Source organism: Zhongshania sp. (genome assembly GCF_029212375.1).
Lineage (GTDB): Bacteria > Pseudomonadota > Gammaproteobacteria > Pseudomonadales > Spongiibacteraceae > Spongiibacter.
In genome coordinates, this window is sequence record NZ_JARGNU010000006.1 from 1 (window position 1) to 18,434 (window position 18,434).

Sequence of the window (18,434 nt, forward strand, 5' to 3'; positions counted from 1 at the left end):
GACATCCGACATCCGACATCCGACATCCGACATCCGACATCCGACATCCGACATCCGACGCCTTACTTCAACTTCTTATACTTCACCCGCTTTGGCCCCGCATTTTTCCCTTTACGCTGCACAAAATCCTCGTGGTATTCAGCGTAATTGCCTTCAAAGAACACAATATCACTATCGCCTTCGTAGGCGAGGATGTGAGTGGCAATGCGGTCGAGGAACCAGCGATCATGCGAGATCACCAGTGCGCAGCCTGGGAAGTCGAGTAGGGCGTCTTCCAGTGCACGCAGGGTTTCTACGTCCAAGTCGTTGGAGGGTTCGTCGAGCAGCAAGACGTTGCCGCCTTCTTTCAGAGTGCATGCCAAATGCAGGCGGCCGCGTTCACCACCAGACAATTCACCAACCCGCTTTTGCTGGTCGCTGCCTTTAAAGTTGAAGCGGCCAATGTAAGCTCGCGACGGCACTTCATAGCTGCCAATGCGCAAGATATCTTGGCCTTCAGAAACGGCTTCCCAGACAGTTTTCTTGTCGTCGAGATCGTCGCGCATCTGCTCAACCGAGACCAGTTTTACGGTCTCGCCAATGACAATTTCGCCGCTGTCGGGCTGTTCTTTGCCGGTCATCATGCGCAGCAAGGTTGATTTGCCGGCGCCGTTACCGCCGATAATGCCGACAATCGCGCCCTTGGGAATGGCAAAGCTCAGATCGTTAATCAACAGGCGGTCGCCATAGCTTTTACTTACGCCGTTAACCTCGATCACCTTGTCGCCAAGGCGCGGTCCTGGTGGAATATAAATTTCGTTGGTTTCGCTGCGGTTTTGGAATTCCTGTGAGTTTAATTCTTCAAAGCGAGCGAGACGCGCCTTGCTCTTACTCTGGCGACCCTTGGCGTTGCTGCGCACCCACTCTAATTCGGCGGCAATGGTCTTTTTGCGCGAGGCGTCAGACTTGGCTTCTTGGGCAAGGCGGGCATCTTTGGCTTCTAGCCAGTCGGAGTAATTGCCCTCGTAGGGAATACCGCGACCGCGATCCAATTCCAAAATCCAGCCCGCGGCGTTGTCGAGGAAATAGCGATCGTGGGTAATGGCCACTACGGTGCCAGGAAAATCGCATAGAAAGCGTTCTAGCCAGCCAACCGATTCTGCGTCCAAGTGGTTGGTGGGTTCGTCCAGCAGGAGCATGTCGGGGTTGGATAGCAGCAGGCGACACAGGGCAACACGGCGGCGTTCACCGCCGGACAAGGTCGTTACATCGGCGTCCCACGGTGGTAGGCGCAGGGCATCCGCGGCCACTTCCAATTTGTGGTCGAGGTTGTGGGCGTCGGTGGCTTGAATAATATCTTCGAGCTGGGCTTGGCGTTTAGCCAAGGCATCAAAGTCGGCATCGGGTTCTGCGTAGGCGGCATACACCTGATCCAACTCGGTAAGCGCATTTTTGGCTTCGGCCACGCCGTCTTCAACGTTGCCGCGCACGTCTTTGGCTGGATCTAAGGCAGGCTCTTGAGATAAATAGCCAATCTTGGTGCCGGGCTGAGGGCGGGCCTCGCCGTTAAATTCGGTATCAACTCCAGCCATAATCCGCAGCAGGGTGGATTTACCCGAGCCGTTTAGACCGAGAACACCAATTTTAGCGCCGGGGAAAAAGGATAAAGAGATATCGTGCAGAATTTCGCGCTTGGGGGGCACGACCTTGCTGACACGGTTCATTGTATAGACGAATTGCGCCATGCTGACTCCTGAGTGAAAACTTGGCGGCTTTTTGGCCGCCGCCGAGTGTGGAAGACGGTAGCGAAAATAAGAAGTTTTCGCAATGAATTCTGTTGCTAGAGTTTGTTTTCAATTAGCCGAGTTTTTAAGTCATGCGGTGATATGAAAACGAATGAATTGCCATATTTTCGCTTTCTTAAAAGTCCGAGCTTTTCAGACATTTTGAGTAAATCGGTTCTTGCTGTTTGATAGCTAATGGCATGAGACGCTTGGTGTTCTTGTATGCGGTATACGGCATTTGGATTTTTTAGGGCATGTTTTAGTAATGATAATTGCCTGTAGTTTAATTGACCTCGAGCTTTGGAGTTGTCGAGTAATTTTTCTGCTTCCTCTATTTCTGAAGACTTGCGTCCTAGGTAGTCATGTAGGGATTGAACCCCTTCTGTAATTACTTCCATTTGATGAATTAAAAAATAGGTTAAATCATTGCCATCGGTTTCTGTGTGTAGATAGGCTTTAGCATACTGAGCAGGTGCTTTTTTGATGATGCTAGATATTGAAACAAACTCCATAAGCCAGTAGCCGTGCTTAGCCATTGCCCAGTAAAATAATGCTCGTGCAGTTCTGCCATTGCCATCAATAAATGGGTGGTCGTAGCCAATCATGAAGTGCAGGGTGATAGCCCTTATAACTGGGTGGATAAATTCATTTTCTGAGCTGTTATTAGCAAAATCACAAATTTCTTGGACTCTACGGGGAAGTTCGTCTGCTGATGGAGGAGTATGTAATATCTGTGATTCGCTAGCATCAATAACATGAATGTCGTCGGAATTGTCACGGTACCTCCCCGCCTTGTCGGGGTTGTCTAATGTATCTTTGGTGAGTGTCTCGTGCAGATGCTGAATAAGGGATGGTGTTAAGTCATCATGCTTGTAATCTCGTATTACTGCCATAGCTTTGTAATTGTTAAAGATCATTTGCTCGCTATGATCTTTTGGTGGACGTCCTTGTCGGAGCATTTCTTTTGCTACATTTCTTGTTGTGGACGCCCCTTCTAGTTGACTAGAGCTAATTGACTCCTCTATTAGTGAGCTTATTAGGTAGGTATCCCGAGTATGCGGGTTTGCGATGGGCTGGTTCATTGTTATGCTTCCCGCCGCATTTTGGTCTAGCCAATGCAGCCCCATTTGCAGTACGTCGGGTATACAAAAACAGAAGCGCTGCCCCAGCTCGTCTTTGAGTGTTAAGTGTTTGTACACTTTTTGCCGTGCAGATTTTACCGCATACCAATATTCTTCACTTGAAAGGCCGTCGGGGGGCGTTAGGTGTTTGAGTTTTTCCCAGTGTACATATCTGCTTTTGCTATCGGTCAGGCCAAGGTTGGCGCCAAATATATTGAAGAGCTTTTGGCTGTCTTTTGCTTCAATGAGCCGCTCAAATATTTCGGTGGTCGATGGTGGTGATTCAGGAATTTTCATGCCTCAATATCCAAATTACTAATTTCTACGAATTTAGTATATATCAGGAAATTGTCTGGTTGCTAATGTTTAAAAAATTAGTAATTACTGTTTTTTCTAAAGGCAGGCTGGGGTGGTTGTAGCATTTTATGGAGATCATCTAGGTCGATTTCGGGGGATGGTAGTCACTGCGATGCTTTAGGGCGGCTTTACTATCGTTATAAAACGGTGCCGATAACGCGCATTTATTGTACAATGCGCGGCTTTTCAGAGCCTGTGTATGCCTCGGGGGTAGTGATGTTTAGTAAAGAGATGACAATAGCCGGATTTGACGCTGAAATTTGGTCTGCGATCCAAGAGGAAGAGGTGCGTCAGGAAGAGCATATCGAACTGATCGCGTCGGAGAATTACACCAGCCCCGCTGTAATGCAGGCGCAGGGTACGGTTCTGACCAATAAATACGCCGAAGGCTATCCCGGTAAGCGCTATTACGGCGGTTGCGAGTACGTGGATAAGGCCGAAACCTTAGCGATTGATCGCGCTAAAGCCCTGTTCGGCGCCGATTACGCCAACGTTCAGCCGCACTCTGGTTCACAGGCCAATGGCGCGGTATACCAAGCCTTAATGCAGCCAGGCGAAACCGTGTTGGGCATGAGTTTGGACGCGGGCGGTCACTTGACCCACGGTGCCAAGCCTAACTTCTCGGGCAAAACCTATAATGCGGTTCAGTACGGTCTGAACAATGAAACCGGCGAAATCGACTACGCCCAGGTTGAAGCATTGGCCTTAGAGCACAAGCCTAAAATGATCGTGGCCGGTTTTTCTGCTTATTCCGGTATTGTTGACTGGGCGAAGTTCCGTGAAATCGCCGATATGGTTGGCGCCTACCTAATGGTCGACATGGCACACGTTGCTGGTTTGGTTGCCGCCGGTATTTACCCCAACCCAATTCAGTATGCCGACGTGGTGACCACCACTACTCACAAAACCCTGCGCGGTCCACGTGGCGGTCTAATTTTGGCCAAGGCCAATGAAGAGATCGAGAAAAAGCTCAACTCGGCGGTATTCCCCGGCGGTCAGGGCGGCCCCTTAATGCACGTTATTGCTGCTAAAGCGGTTAGCTTTAAAGAGGCGATGACCCCTGAGTATGTTACCTACCAAAAGCAGGTAGTAGCCAACGCCAAGGCGATGGCCAAAACCTTTATTGGTCGCGGTATTAATATCGTGTCTGGCGGTACTGAAAACCACCTGATGCTAGTCGACCTCATCGGTAAGCCCTACACCGGTAAAGACGCCGATGCCGCACTGGGCGCCGCCAATATCACCGTAAATAAAAACGCGGTACCAAACGATCCTCGCTCGCCCTTCATCACCAGTGGTTTGCGCGTTGGTACGCCTGCGGTCACTACTCGCGGTTTCAAAGAAGCCGAGTGTGTAGAGCTGGCCAACTGGATGTGCGACGTACTTGAAGCGCTCGAAGCCGGCGATGCCACGGCCAAGATCGAAGAAGTGAAAGTGAAGGTCTTGGAAATCTGTAAGCGCTATCCCGTATACGCTTAATGCTGGACGGGAGACGGGAGATGCTAAAACCTCGGCGCGATACGCGCCGTGAAAGTTTTTGCGTCTTCCGTCTCCCATCAAGCGTCTCCCACACTGTGCTAAACTTCGGCAATATTCATCGCCCCTGAGGCAAAACCATGCGCTGCCCGTTCTGCAATTTTGACGACACCAAGGTAATCGATTCTCGGCTGGTTGCCGAGGGTGGACAGGTTCGTCGGCGGCGGGAGTGTTTGTCTTGTTCTGAACGTTTCACCACCTACGAAAGCGCTGAGCTATTGATGCCCAAAATCATCAAGAGCGATGGTTCTCGCGAGCCTTTTGACGAAGCCAAAATGCGCTCTGGGGTGTTGAAGGCTTTGGAGAAGCGGCCGGTGAGTGTTGAGCATATTGAAGCGGAAATCAGTGGTATAAAGCGGCGCATCCAGGCAACTGGCGAGCGTGAAATTGGCAGTCGCGATGTGGGCGAGCAGGTGATGGAGGCTTTAAAAGCCTTGGATCATGTCGCCTATGTACGCTTTGCTTCGGTATACCGCAGTTTTCAAGATTTGGACGAATTTCGTGCCGAGATCGACCGATTGTCGGCCGAGCCCCGCGCAGAGAAAAACGATTCGCTATGAGCTTTTCTGCCGTTGATCATGAAATGATGGCCCTCGCCCTGCGCTTGGCGGCGCGAGGGCTGTACAGCACCAGCCCAAATCCACGGGTGGGTTGCGTAATTACCCGCAAAGACAAGGTTATTGCCGAGGGCTGGCATATTCGCGCTGGAGATGGTCACGCGGAAGTAAATGCACTCGCGCAAATAGCGAGCGCTGAAGATTGTACGATATATGTAACACTGGAACCCTGCAGTCATTTGGGTCGCACGCCCCCCTGTGCCGACAAGCTGATTGACGCCAATGTGGCGCGGGTTGTGGTTGCCGTTGAAGATCCCAATCCGCTGGTGGCGGGACAGGGCATTGCGCGCCTGCGCGAAGCGGGTATTCAGGTTGACGTTGGCCTGATGGCGGCGCAAGCCAGCGATTTAAATAAAGGTTTTATGCGCCGAATCAATGGCGGCCTGCCGTGGCTGCGCTTGAAATCGGCCAGTAGTATAGATGGCCGCACTGCGATGGCGTCGGGCGAAAGCAAGTGGATTACCGGCGCGGCGGCGCGCTTAGACGTTCAGCGCCTGCGCGCGCAGAGCTGCGCTATTGTTAGCGGCGTCGAGACTATTTTGCACGACAATGCCCTGTTCACTGTGCGGCCAGAGAGCTTTGCTCCAGAGCAAGTAAATGAGTATTGGCGCCAGCCCCTGCGAGTCATTGTTGATTCCGCACTGCGCACTCCCGTTGATGCCAAGCTGTTTGGCGAGGGTGGAGAGGTTATTATCGCGACCGTGGTGACGGATCCCGAGCGCTATAAATACTTGGCAGCGGCTGGTGCAATTATCCTCAGTCTTGACGATGACGGTAATGGCCGCGTGTCGTTGCCTGCGCTGATGCACTATTTGGCCGACCGCGCTTGCAACGAAGTGTTGTTAGAGGCTGGTGCAACCTTAGCCGGTTCGGCGCTTCGCGCCGGTTTAGTTGACGAGTGGTTTGTGTATATGGCACCGAGTTTGATGGGCAGCTCCGCACGGCCCTTGGTGGATTGGCCAATGAGTAAGATGGCCGGTCAGCAAGCTTTAGAGATTGTCGATATTCGCGCAGTGGGTAAAGACTGGCGTATCCATTGTCGGCTACCTACATCAGCGGAGGGCGCATAAGTGTTTACCGGCATTATTGAAGCCTGCGGTAAAATTGCTGCCACCGAGCTGCGTGGTGGCGATTTGCGGCTGCGCGTGCAGAGTGCCGATTTGCCGATGCGCGAGGTCAAACTTGGCGACAGTATTGCCACCAACGGCGTGTGCCTGACGGTGGTAGAATTACTGGCTGATGGTTACTGGGCGGATGTGTCCAGAGAAACCCTCGCCCACAGTAGCTTTGTGCACGCCAAAGTAGGGCAGGCGGTGAATTTAGAGCGGGCCATGCTGGCGAGTAGCCGTTTTGACGGCCATATTGTGAGTGGCCACGTTGATGGGGTGGGCCGTATAGTGAGCTGCGAAAAAGATGCGCGCTCGGTGCGGCTGCGAATTGAAGCGCCGCCAGAATTGGCGCGCTATATCGCGACCAAGGGCTCTATTTGCGTTGATGGCGTAAGTTTAACGGTAAACCGCGTTGAAGATCGGGTGTTTGATCTTAATATCGTACCGCACACGGCGGCGCAAACGATTATTCAGGGTTATCGGCCCGGCGTCTCTGTGAATTTAGAAGTGGATGTTATAGCCCGCTATTTAGAGCGCTTATTGCAAGCGCAGAGTGGTGAGGCACAGGGCTCGGCCGCAAAAGGCGTGTCGATGGCCACCTTGGCAGAAAATGGGTTTTTGACAGCGCGCAAATAAAGCGCGCACATAAAGGCAATGACTATGGCGTTTAGCAAAGTAGAAGAACTGGTTCAGGACATCCGTCTGGGTAAGATGGTTATTCTGTTAGACGACGAAGACCGCGAAAACGAAGGCGATCTGGTGATGGCGGCGGAGTGTGTGCGTCCCCAGGATATTAATTTTATGGCCAAATACGGTCGCGGCTTGATCTGCATGCCGATGACTAAAGAGCGCTGCAAACAGCTGAATCTGCCCCTGATGGTCGATCGCAATGCCTCCGGTTTTGGCACCAAGTTTACCCTGTCGATTGAAGCCACCAAGGGCGTGACCACGGGTATTTCGGCGGCAGATCGCGCACATACCGTACGCACTGCCGCAGCCCGCAATGCGGTTGCCGGCGATATTGTTCAGCCGGGTCATATTTTTCCGCTGATGTCTGAGCCTGGTGGGGTCTTAAGCCGCGCCGGTCACACTGAAGCCGCTTGTGATTTGTCGCGCTTGGCTGGGTTTGAGCCAACAGGCGTGATTTGCGAAATCATGAACGAAGACGGCACCATGGCGCGCCGCGAAGATTTAGAAATATTCGCCGCCGAGCACGATTTAAAAATGGGTACCATCGCCGACCTCATTCACTACCAGGTGCTGAATGAGCAAACTATTGAAAAAATCAGCAGTGGCACTATTGCTACCGATTTTGGTGATTTTGAACTGCACGCCTATAAAGACTCGGTCGCCGGTGAAATTCATTTTGCGATTATAAAAGGGGCTATTGACGCCTCGGTGCCAACCCTTGCGCGGGTGCACTTAGGTTCCTCGGTACGGGACTTGCTGCAGACGCAGCCGCCGGGCTCTACCACCGGTTGGAATATGCACCGCAGTTTGGCTACCGTTGCGGCCAATGGTGGTGTAGTGGTGTTGCTTGCCCACCGCGAAACGCCAGAGTCGATATTGGCTGATCTAGGTATAGCGCAAGGTGATAAGCCTCCACTGCAGGGCGATAGTATTCAATACCAAACGACGTATTTTAATATCGGCCTAGGCTCACAAATATTACGCGATGTTGGCGTGGGTAAAATCCGCCTAATGGGCGCGCCGGTTAAATACAACGCTATCTCTGGTTTCGATCTGGAAGTAGTGGAATTTGTCGGCCCAGACGACGTTGGCCAAGCCTAATTATTTAAGACTTTAAGGAACGACTATGAAAACGATTGAAGGTACTTTCACCGCGGTTGGCGGTAATTACGCGATTGTTGTGGGCCGCTGGAACAGCTTTGTGGTTGAGAGCTTGCTGGAAGGCGCCATCGACTCACTGCGCCGCCACGGTGTGTCTGAAGACAATATCACCATTGTGCGCGCCCCCGGTGCATTCGAAATTCCGCTGGTTTGCCAAAAAGTGGCCGACAGCAAAAACTACGACGCCATCATTGCCCTTGGCGCGGTTATTCGCGGCGGCACCCCGCACTTTGAATATGTAGCTGGTGAGTGTGTTAAAGGCTTGGCGCAGGTTTCTATGCAATACAGCGTGCCAGTGTCTTTTGGCGTGTTGACGGTAGACAGCATTGAGCAAGCTATTGAGCGCGCCGGCACCAAGGCGGGCAATAAAGGCGAAGAAGCGGCGATGTCTGCTATTGAAATGGTTAGCCTGCTTAAGCAGCTTTAAGTTTTAAACGTTTTGTTTTGGTAAGTGATTTTCGCGTCGCCCATTCAGTTTCTGGTAAGCGGTGGCGCGGTTTTTTAAATGTGGTTTTATCCACTGTGAATGAGTAATTTTTTGTGGCTAATCGTCAGCAGAGTCCGTCCCACAACCAGCTTGCCGCAGGCCGCCGCAAGGCTCGCCACTACGCGATGCAAGCACTGTATCAATGGCATATGGCTGGCCAAGCCTTGAGTGTTATTGAAGCTGAATTTCAAGCTGACTACGACATGAGCAATGTCGATACCGAGTTCTTCCACGACTTGGTGCATAGCATTCCCGCTCAGCTTACCGATTTGCACGGCCTGTTTGAAAAACACCTGGACCGCAAACTTAGCGATCTCGATCCCATCGAGTTGTGCCTGTTGCGCATGGGCAGTTTTGAATTGCTGCGCCGTATTGATGTGCCTTATAAAGTGGCCATTAACGAAACCATCAACCTCGGTAAGCGCTTTGGTGCTACCGATGGCTACCGTTATTTAAACGGTATTTTAGATAAAGTGGCAACAGAATGTCGCGCAGTAGAAGTTGCCGCAGAAAAAGGTAAATCTCCTCGCCCTGCAAGCGACGCCGAGTAAATCGGCGCTCATTCAAGACTATGCCGACGTCTGAGTTCCAATTAATCCAGCATTACTTTAAGGCAGGCGCGGCCGCAGCGCTTGCCCAGCCTAACTCGCCGGTGCGCTGTGGCATCGGTGACGACTGCGCGGTGCTAGCACTGCCTGCTGGTGCTGAGCTACTGGTGTCGGTAGACACCTTAGTTGAGTCGATACACTTCCCTCAAAATTATCCATCAGACATGCTCGCCCGCCGCGCATTAGCGGTCTGTGTTAGCGATTTGGCGGCCTGTGGCGCGACGCCTCTTGGTTTTACGCTGGCCTTAACCCTGCCGAATGTCGACGAGCCCTGGTTGGCCAGTTTTGCCAATGCCTTGGTCGTCGCCGCACGAGAATATGATATTGCGCTGGTGGGCGGCGATACCACTCGCGGGCCGCTGTGTCTCAGCTTGCAGGTGATGGGTTCGGCGCCAGCCGGCGCGGCGATATTGCGCAGTGGCGCTTGCGCTGGCGATCTTGTCTATGTCTCGGGTCAGCTCGGTGATGCGCGCGCGGCGCTGGATTACCTTAATAAAGCTGCACACGAATTAAGTGCGGCAGAACAAGCGTTGTTAGACCGCTATCACGCGCCGACACCACGTTTGGCACTTGGTCAAAAATTGCGAGGCCTTGCAACGGCAGCCGTTGATGTGTCCGACGGCTTGGCGGCAGATCTCGGTCATATTCTTAGCGCTAGCGGGGTGGCGGCAGTGCTGCATACCGAGAATTTACCGCTATCGCCAGCGCTTACCGAAACCTGCGCCGAGCGCGCTATTGAATTTGCGCTCAGCGGTGGCGACGATTACGAGCTGTGTTTTACCGTGCCAGCCAAGCACCGCGAGGCAGTGGCGGCGCTCAGCGCTGAACTAAACCTAGCCCTCACCGAGATCGCCTATATCGAAGCGGGTGAGGGTCTCACTTGCTACAGGGCTGATGGGAGCGTGTTTACTCCTGCGGCCGGCTACCAACATTTTTGAGTCGTAACTATAATGAAAATACCTGTATCACTGCTTAAAAATCCGGTGCATTTGCTGTCTGTTGGTTTTGGCAGCGGGCTAGCAGCCAAAGCGCCAGGCACCTTCGGCACAATCGCGGCGCTGCCATTTTGGTATGCTCTGCAATTTTTGCCACCTGTCTATTATGTGGTGGTATTGATCTTAGCGTTTGTTCTTGGCGTATATCTGTGCGGCGCTACCGCCGAAGCTCTGGGCGTGCACGATCACGGCGGCATTGTCTGGGACGAATTTGTCGGTCTGTGGATTGCGCTGTTTATGGTGCCCATGAATATTTGGTGGATCGCCCTCGGATTTGCACTATTCCGCTTATTTGATATTTGGAAGCCATGGCCAATAAGGGTGCTCGACGCCAAAGTGCAGGGTGGTTTTGGCATTATGATCGACGACGTACTGGCGGGTGTATACGCCTACTTAACGCTGCAATTACTGTATGTGTTGAGTTAATTCAAATTATATTTTAAGCATTTACGAGGACAATCATGGTTTCTTTAGGCACGCCGTTTAGTGATAGCGCTTGTAAAGTTCTGCTTTGTGGCGCGGGTGAACTCGGTAAAGAAGTCGCCATAGAACTGCAGCGTTTGGGTGTGGAAGTCATTGCCTGCGACCGCTACGCCAATGCACCAGCGATGCAAGTGGCTGACCGCAGTTACACCTTCTCGATGCTCGATGGCGCGGAATTGCGCCGTGTGATCGAGCTGGAAAAGCCTGACTATATCGTGCCCGAAATTGAAGCCATCGCCACCGACACCTTGGTCGACTTAGAACGTGAAGGTTACAACGTGGTGCCCACCGCGCGCGCCGCCCAACTCACCATGAACCGCGAAGGCATTCGGCGCCTGGTTGCCGAAAAGCTCGAACTACCCACCTCAGCCTACCGCTTTGCCGACAGCAAAGAAGAGTTTGATGCGGCGGTGGCGGAAATTGGCCTGCCCTGTGTTATCAAGCCTATTATGAGTTCCTCGGGTAAGGGCCAGAGTTTGGTGCGTCGCCCCACCGAAATCGACGCTGCATGGACCTACGCCCAAGAAGGCGGCCGCGCGGGTGCCGGTCGGGTGATTATAGAAGGCTTTGTCGATTTCGATTATGAAATCACCTTATTAACGATTCGCCATCGCGGCAGCGATGGTGAAGACACCGCAACCAGCTACTGCGCGCCAATTGGTCACCTGCAAAAAGACGGTGACTACCAAGAATCGTGGCAGCCCCAGCCCATGTCTGAGATTGCACTGCAGCGCGCCCAGCAGATGGCAGAGCAAGTCACCACTGCGCTGGGCGGTTGGGGCTTGTTTGGCGTAGAACTTTTTGTCAAAGGCGACGAGGTGATCTTCAGTGAAGTTTCGCCGCGCCCTCACGACACGGGCTTAGTCACCTTGATCTCCCAAGACCTCTCAGAATTTGCCCTACACGTTAGAGCCATTCTCGGGCTGCCCATTCCCAATATTCAGCAACACGGCCCCTCGGCATCAGCCGTCATCTTAGTGGATGGCAACTCCAGTCGCGTGCGTTTCGGCAACCTCGATCACGCCCTAGATGCCCCAGATACGCAGCTGCGTTTATTCGGCAAACCCGAGGTTAACGGCAAGCGCCGCATGGGTGTGGCGCTTGCGCGAGGTGGCGATATTGACGAAGCGAGAGCTAAGGCGCTGGCGGTGGTCGAGGCATTGACGGTGAGTTTGTGATTGCGATGCGCTAGCGAGGTGCCGCATGGCTGCCTTGTTGCCTGCCTGCGGCTGATCTGCTAGGATCGCGCTGGAAATTTAGTGTTGGATATGCCAATAATGGTATCAGCTGGAGTCAGCACCAACGGCGAATGAGCTGCCACCTGTATGTACAGGTAGCCAATAAGGAATATTGGTTAGCTCTAAAGTAGTACGCACATGGAGGTGCATAAATTGAATAGCAGTTCCTGTCATCGGGCCGAGTCAGATTTCGACTTGCTAGTTTGCCCCGAAAGTTTCCCTAAAACCGCGTTGTCTCTGCGCCACCTTAAATTGATGTTGGTGGTATGAGTAGTAGTTTCACACATATTATTTGTGAAGATCGTCGCTCTGCAGGGGTGCTTAGACGCAGCATTGAATGCGCGGTGTTGGTGTGTGTCTTAAGCTTTCTTACTGGGTGCTCTGCTCAGAGTGTGTCACCAGATAGCGTCGTCATACCACCATCAGAGCCAGCTAGCCGCGACTATTTGTATTCGGAAGTGTTGATCGATGCCGCCTCCCGATCCGAGAGTACCGCCCAGCGTTACGGATTACGCAGCGAATCCTATCAAGAACTCGGTATCATTGACCTGTCGACAGATGAAGCATTTTTACGCCTATTCGGCCAAAGGGACCTTGAGGATGGTGTTTTACCGTTAGGTATAACTCTCGCAGAAGTCTGGCGAAATCACCCTAATGTGATTAGGGCGCTCTCGGAGGTGAGGGCTACTGGTTTTGATATTTCTGGCGCTAGAACTGGCTACTACCCTTATGTATCGATTAGCGCTGCACAGGCGAGTAATGATGCATCGCAAACCACGCTGAACCTTGTGCAGCCTTTGTGGACGGGCGGCAGAACTGGCGCCGAAGTGAAAGAAGCAGAGGCCAATCAAAGCAAGGCGCTCGCGGAGTTGAATCAGCTCAGATTAAATCTCGGCTTGGAAACAGCCGATGCTTACCTCAGTGTGGTGCTGGCCGAAGAACAGGGGCTACTCTGGGCGCGCTACATAAAGAGTCTAGAGGGTTTATTAGCGACAATCTCACGACGGGCGGAGCAGGGTGTTTCGCCACCAGCCGATATTCAGACCGCCCAGACTCGGCTGAGCCAAGCTAAGGCTGGATTGGCAGCGAGTAATTCGGTGCTACTTCGGAACCGCTTGCATTTGGAATCCTTGATTCATCGTTCAACGGTACATTTGGCGTGGCCAGATGAATCTTATGTGTTGAGCCGTGAGGAGAGCTTGGCGGTATTAAACAATAATGTGGTGGGTGAACACCCTACTGGGCAACAAGTACTGTCTGAGATTGCGTTGCAACGCGCCAATGTTCGCCTAGCCAAGTCATCTATTTTTCCCCAGCTGAGTCTTCAGTACAGCACTCAGCTGGATCAGTCTGCGGGTGATTTTACCCCAGACTCCTCAACGCAGCTGGTGTTTCAATTTAAGACTAGCGACGGTGTGCGTGGCCTGAACAGCTATAGAGCAGTGTTGCAAAGACTCCATGGCGCTGAGCAAGATCTTGTCTACGCGAAACGGGATGTAACCGATCTTGTTAGCACGGCCTACGCCGAGCGGGCTGTTTCGCAAAATCAGTTTTATGCGCAGGTGGATGCAGCTGGTGCCGCAGTGAAGTTAGTTGACAGTTTCTTGCGGCAATTCAAGGTCGGTCGCAAGGCGTGGTTAGAAGTGCTTAATGCGCACCGAGAAGCCCACGAGGCGCTATTACAAATCTCGGCAATTAAAAAGAATTATTGGTCGGCGAATACGCAACTTGCGTTACAGGGCATGCTCTGGAACCGTCTAAGCGCGAATGCACCGCCGACTAATCTACAGCTCAAAGAAGAGTAAGTTTCCTATGTCAAATATTGCGTCTAAGGACACTCTGAATAAAGTGAGCGGCGTTGCTGCCTTGATCGATATGGCGCAGCGACGAGGTCTTCACACTTCAATGCACGAAGCTGAGCAAGCTTGGGCGGGTGTGTCCGTACACAAAGAGAGTGATAGGTTGGTAGCCGCATGGAAACACTTGTTTCAAGGCTATTCGGCAACGGAAAGTTCGCTGCGCTTGCTTTCTAAGGCCCAGTTGCCTGCATGGGTTATGGTTGATGGTGCGGTTGGTATTCTCCAAAAACTGAGTGACGACAACAGCGAGTACGATATTCATTGGTTTGGCGATGAGTCCGCAAAAGAAATAAGTCCCGCAACGTTGGTAATTACCCCTGTCGCACCTTTTACCGAAACACAGGGGGCATTTTTAAACAAAGGAACACGCGGGCGGGCGAGCAGCGCCATATTAACCGCGATGAAAGTTCATGCGCCATTATTTAGGCAAGTCGCTCTGGTTTCTGTTTTTATCAATGTTATTGCCGTTCTTGCCTCATTATTCGTAATGCAAGTTTACGATCGAGTCGTTCCCAATTTTGCCTATGCTACATTGTGGTTTTTAGCTATCGGTATGTTAGTTGCCTATGGTTTCGATGTTATTTTTAAAATGGTTCGCCTGAAAATTATGGATGCGACCAGCAAACGCATGGACGAGGCGCTCTCGCAATTTATATTTGACCGTTTGCTTGGATTAAAATTAGATCGCCGTCCAGCGCGTCAGGGATCGCTTGTCGCTCAAGTGCGTGACTATGAATCGGTAAAATCCTTTTTTACCTCATCGACCATATTCGCGCTTGTCGATTTACCCTTTATTTTTCTTTTTATTGTGGTTATTTATCTTATTGCTGGGCCAGTGGCCTTGGTTCCGGCTGCTTTTGTATTGTTGTGCCTTGTAATGGGGCTGCTTGCATATCGGCCGATCGCGCGCTTGCAGCAAACTAATAATGACGCAGTAGTGCGTCGGCAGGGACTATTATTTGAAGCGGTTTCCTGCGGCGAAGTTATTAAATCTCAAGGCGGTGAATCGCGCTTTAGCGACTCTTGGCTAAGTGCAACAAGAGAAACCTGCGACCGAGGCGAGGAGCTTAATTACGTTACCTCCGTCGCCCAAATCGCGACCAATTTCTTCCAGCAAGCATCCTATGTTGGCATTATTATTGTTGGTGTTTATATTATCGAAACGGGTGAACTCACCATGGGTGGCCTGATTGCGTGTTCTATATTGGGTGGCAGAGCCTTGGGAACCATTGCCAATATCTCTTCGCTCATGCTGCGTTGGCACCACGCAAGTTATTCAATGAAAATACTCGATCAGGTTTTGGCTTCGCCTAGTGATGAGCAATCTCATCGCGAGGCAAATACCCATGTTTTACCTTTGGACCTAGAAGTAAAAGATCTTTTTTACGCCTATAGTGGCTCCCAAGCGCCGCAGTTTTGCGCAGACTCATTGGAGATTCCCGCTGGTTCGCGGATCGCCGTGGTGGGCAGAAACGGAAGCGGAAAATCTACACTGCTTAAGTTGTTGGCGGGCATCGCCACACCGTCCAAGGGCGAAATTCGCATTGCCGGTTTAGATTTTGAAGTCTGTCGGCAGAGCTGGTTGCGAGAGGTGATTGGGTATTTGCCTCAGGAGCCTAGGTTATTTTCAGGTACCTTACTGGATAACCTAACACTGGGCATGAGTATGCCCAGTGAGGAAGAGGTAATCAGTGCGCTTGAGCAAACCGGCTTGCTGAATGCAGTTAAGCGTCATCCGCTGGGTTTGCAGCTCCCCATTGCCGAAGGTGGTGCGGGGATGTCTGGGGGGCAGCGGCAAACGGTCGGTTTGACTCGGCTGGTATTGCAAAAGCCAAAAATATGGCTCTTGGATGAGCCGGCAGCGAGCCTAGATTCAGAGCTAGAAGCTAAAATAATAGGGGTCATTCGCTCTTTGCCAAAAGACAATACCGTGATTTTTACAACGCATAAGCAATCGTGGCTGGCGCTAGCAGAGCGCGCATTGTTTCTTGAAAATGGTGAGATCCTTGCAAATAAAGTCATTGTGCCGCCAAGCAACGTAAAAAATGCAAAACCGAGTGAAGGAATTGTTAATGTTGGAGCGCGGCAATGATTTTGGCTGAACAGTTATTTGCTAGAACGCGTCCCGCAGAGTTGGGCTTTGCTGGCCGCACTCTCGCGTTGATGACGCTGGTGATGCTCGGTTCAATTGCCTGGGCAAATTGGGCTGTACTTGATGAGCAGGTTAGGGCGACGGGCGAAGTGATTGTTTCGAGTCGCTCGCAAATTGTTCAAGCAGTCGACGGCGGTGTCCTAGCTGTATTGCATGTTAAAGAAGGTGACATTGTTGAAGCGGGCGATGTGCTAGCGGAGCTGGACCAAGTTCGGTTTGCTGCGAATGCCGCAGAAACTCGATCTAAGGCTTTGAATCTAAAAGCGAATGCGGAAAGATTAAATGCCGAGCTAACCGGCGCGCCGCTTAAATTTTCCGACGACGTTATTGCCGAACCGCTACTGCTTACTCGGCAAGCAGACTTGCATCGTCGTCGGTTGCGCCAGCAGCGCGAAGAAAGCGAAAGCATCCAAAAATCGCTGGCCCTCGCGAAAGAAGAGCTGGCCGCTCTGCAAGACCTCGCATCAACGGGAGATGCTTCTCAGTCTGAGTTGCTCAATGTCCGGCGGCAGGTTCTGGATTTACAGGCCGAACTAATTAATCGCAAAAATGAATATCGCCGCGACGCCCAAGAACAACTCGGTAATACCCAAGCAGAGTTAGATCAAACCCTTCAAGTATTAAAGCAACGAGAAGAAGCGCTGTTGGCAACGACTATAACCGCGCCGATGTCCGGTGCAATTAAAAACGTCAGGGTGACAACACTGGGCGCGGTATTAAAGAGTGGTGACGAATTGCTACAGATTGTGCCCTCAGATGAACCCTTGCTAATAGAAGCACGCATTTTTTCTAAAGATGTCGCTTTTGTTCGCCCCAGTCTTCATGCAAATGTAAAACTTGATGCTTATGATTTCACAGTTTATGGATCGCTGGCCGGTGAGGTGAGCTACGTAAGTCCCGACACTATCGACGAAGATTTGAAATCCAACGAAGAGCCTTACTATCGCGCTTTAGTCAAAATAAACAAAATTCCGAAGCGGCCAGGCGTCGATCCTCTAGAGATTATTCCTGGTATGACCGCCACCGTAGAAATTATTACCGGCCACAAAACAGTGGCGCAATATTTATTAAAACCGTTGCGAAGAGGAAGTGCTGAGGCGCTGACCGAGCGTTGAATTAGTGATTATTTACTTTTCCGGCAAAATTATCATTCGATATATTGTTGGCCAAACAGGGTGTTTGCGAGTACGGGCTCAAATATTTAGTGTATAGATTCTATTTTTTGAGTATGAATTGTTAATGAAAAGTCTTAGCCAGCGTCGCTAAGCGCCTTGAAGTAAATAAGGTATGAATATGAAGAAAAAATTTAGAAAGGTGTTGACGTCCATAATGGGCTGACGTACCTTTTGCGGGAGCAATAGTAAGTATATGTCAGGTTGGTATGTGTACGTACCAATGTCACACAGTGCTATCTACAGGGAATGAGATGGTGTGTGATACGGCAGGCGGAGCCTGTTATTGACTTTTTATGGTCGGTTTTTAGCAGTACCCGTAAAAAAATGCCGGCAGGATGTCGGATAGCAATCGTACCCAGGAGATACAAATGAAAAAGCAAGGAACGCAAGACCAGTCAGTAGTGGATGTGGATACGACAGCTGTCGAAGCATTATCTGCTGAATTAGCCAACGCCATTGTCCCCGAAGATGGTGCCCTTCTCGAAGTAGAAAACCTCTTAGATGACGAAAAAAAGCTTGAAGACGAAGCTTTGCTCGGCAATAAATCCACCGAAGAAGTTATCGAAGTTGCCTCTGCAGACGGTGGTGCAGCAGCGATGCTCATTGCGGAAGCAAACGCTCAAGCAATAGGTGGTGGTGCAGCGGGCGCAGCGGCAGGCGCAGGCATTTCCTCTACAGCCCTCTGGGTCGGCGGTGGGCTTTTGGCTGCAGGCGCTATCGCTGTTGCAGCAGATGACGACGATAAGAGCTCTCCTCCACAGAATTCAGTGCCAGTAGTTGCCAGCACGCAATCTGTAAGTGCTACTGAAGACACCGTTAAAACTATTACGGTCGCAGCGACAGATGCAAATAACGACGAGCTAACGTTCACCGCAAGTGGCGCTACAAAAGGTACAGTGAGTGGTGGCGCCAACGGCCAGTTTACTTACACTCCAAATGCAAATGCCAATGGTACAGACTCCTTTACGGTAACCATCGCTGATGGCAAAGGTGGCACTGTTACTCAAACGGTAAATATCGAAATTGCAGCTGTTAATGACGCGCCAGTTGCAGCCGCAATCGCTCCAGTGACTACTGCCGAAG

At 51.4% G+C, this 18,434-nt stretch carries 16 protein-coding genes; 14 read left to right on the plus strand and 2 right to left on the minus strand.

From position 1 onward, the window contains the following. Window positions 1-62 precede the first annotated feature (62 nt). Window positions 63-1,724, minus strand: coding sequence for an energy-dependent translational throttle protein EttA (ettA, locus tag P1U47_RS07835; protein WP_301028157.1), 1,662 nt, complete (start codon window positions 1,722-1,724; stop codon window positions 63-65). 95 nt (window positions 1,725-1,819) lie between these two features. Further along, complete coding sequence (locus tag P1U47_RS07840; RefSeq protein WP_301028158.1) at window positions 1,820-3,181, minus strand: Fic family protein; 1,362 nt, start codon at window positions 3,179-3,181, stop codon at window positions 1,820-1,822. A 276-nt stretch (window positions 3,182-3,457) separates the two neighbouring features. On the opposite strand from P1U47_RS07840, the gene glyA reads away from it, so the two are divergent. From glyA to P1U47_RS07910, 14 genes are all read left to right on the plus strand, one after another. After that, window positions 3,458-4,720, plus strand: a complete 1,263-nt coding sequence (gene glyA, locus P1U47_RS07845; protein WP_301028159.1) for a serine hydroxymethyltransferase — start codon at window positions 3,458-3,460, stop codon at window positions 4,718-4,720. 137 nt (window positions 4,721-4,857) lie between these two features. Next, on the plus strand, window positions 4,858-5,337 hold the full coding sequence (nrdR, locus tag P1U47_RS07850) for a transcriptional regulator NrdR (protein ID WP_301028160.1): 480 nt from the start codon (window positions 4,858-4,860) through the stop codon (window positions 5,335-5,337). Continuing rightward, window positions 5,334-6,464 (plus strand): bifunctional diaminohydroxyphosphoribosylaminopyrimidine deaminase/5-amino-6-(5-phosphoribosylamino)uracil reductase RibD, encoded by a 1,131-nt coding sequence (gene ribD, locus P1U47_RS07855; RefSeq protein WP_301028161.1) that lies wholly within the window; start codon window positions 5,334-5,336, stop codon window positions 6,462-6,464. Before nrdR ends, ribD begins: the two co-directional genes overlap by 4 nt. Beyond that, window positions 6,465-7,139: a riboflavin synthase gene (locus tag P1U47_RS07860; RefSeq protein ID WP_301028162.1), complete on the plus strand. Its 675-nt coding sequence runs from the start codon at window positions 6,465-6,467 to the stop codon at window positions 7,137-7,139. Between the two features lie 24 nt (window positions 7,140-7,163). Further along, the gene (gene ribBA, locus P1U47_RS07865) at window positions 7,164-8,294 is read left to right on the plus strand and encodes a bifunctional 3,4-dihydroxy-2-butanone-4-phosphate synthase/GTP cyclohydrolase II (RefSeq protein ID WP_301028164.1); all 1,131 of its coding nucleotides are present in this window, start codon (window positions 7,164-7,166) and stop codon (window positions 8,292-8,294) included. Window positions 8,295-8,319: 25 nt separating this feature from the next. Beyond that, window positions 8,320-8,781 carry a 6,7-dimethyl-8-ribityllumazine synthase gene (ribE, locus tag P1U47_RS07870; RefSeq protein WP_301028165.1) on the plus strand — a complete coding sequence of 154 codons (462 nt, stop codon included), beginning with the start codon at window positions 8,320-8,322 and terminating at the stop codon, window positions 8,779-8,781. Between the two features lie 113 nt (window positions 8,782-8,894). Next, window positions 8,895-9,392: a transcription antitermination factor NusB gene (gene nusB, locus P1U47_RS07875; RefSeq protein ID WP_301028166.1), complete on the plus strand. Its 498-nt coding sequence runs from the start codon at window positions 8,895-8,897 to the stop codon at window positions 9,390-9,392. Window positions 9,393-9,412: 20 nt separating this feature from the next. After that, a complete protein-coding gene (gene thiL / locus P1U47_RS07880) occupies window positions 9,413-10,387 on the plus strand; it encodes a thiamine-phosphate kinase (RefSeq protein WP_301028167.1) in 975 nt (324 codons plus the stop codon). 12 nt (window positions 10,388-10,399) lie between these two features. Then, a complete protein-coding gene (locus P1U47_RS07885) occupies window positions 10,400-10,870 on the plus strand; it encodes a phosphatidylglycerophosphatase A (RefSeq protein ID WP_301028168.1) in 471 nt (156 codons plus the stop codon). A gap of 35 nt (window positions 10,871-10,905) precedes the next feature. After that, window positions 10,906-12,105, plus strand: coding sequence for a formate-dependent phosphoribosylglycinamide formyltransferase (gene purT, locus P1U47_RS07890; protein WP_366943136.1), 1,200 nt, complete (start codon window positions 10,906-10,908; stop codon window positions 12,103-12,105). Window positions 12,106-12,431: 326 nt separating this feature from the next. After that, window positions 12,432-13,970, plus strand: a complete 1,539-nt coding sequence (locus P1U47_RS07895) for a TolC family protein (RefSeq protein ID WP_301028169.1) — start codon at window positions 12,432-12,434, stop codon at window positions 13,968-13,970. 7 nt (window positions 13,971-13,977) lie between these two features. Continuing rightward, window positions 13,978-16,116 carry an ATP-binding cassette domain-containing protein gene (locus P1U47_RS07900; RefSeq protein WP_301028170.1) on the plus strand — a complete coding sequence of 713 codons (2,139 nt, stop codon included), beginning with the start codon at window positions 13,978-13,980 and terminating at the stop codon, window positions 16,114-16,116. After that, complete coding sequence (locus P1U47_RS07905; RefSeq protein ID WP_301028171.1) at window positions 16,113-17,291, plus strand: HlyD family efflux transporter periplasmic adaptor subunit; 1,179 nt, start codon at window positions 16,113-16,115, stop codon at window positions 17,289-17,291. Before P1U47_RS07900 ends, P1U47_RS07905 begins: the two co-directional genes overlap by 4 nt. A gap of 428 nt (window positions 17,292-17,719) precedes the next feature. Then, on the plus strand, window positions 17,720-18,434 hold a 715-nt coding region (locus P1U47_RS07910), incomplete at its 3' end, for a cadherin-like domain-containing protein (protein ID WP_301028172.1).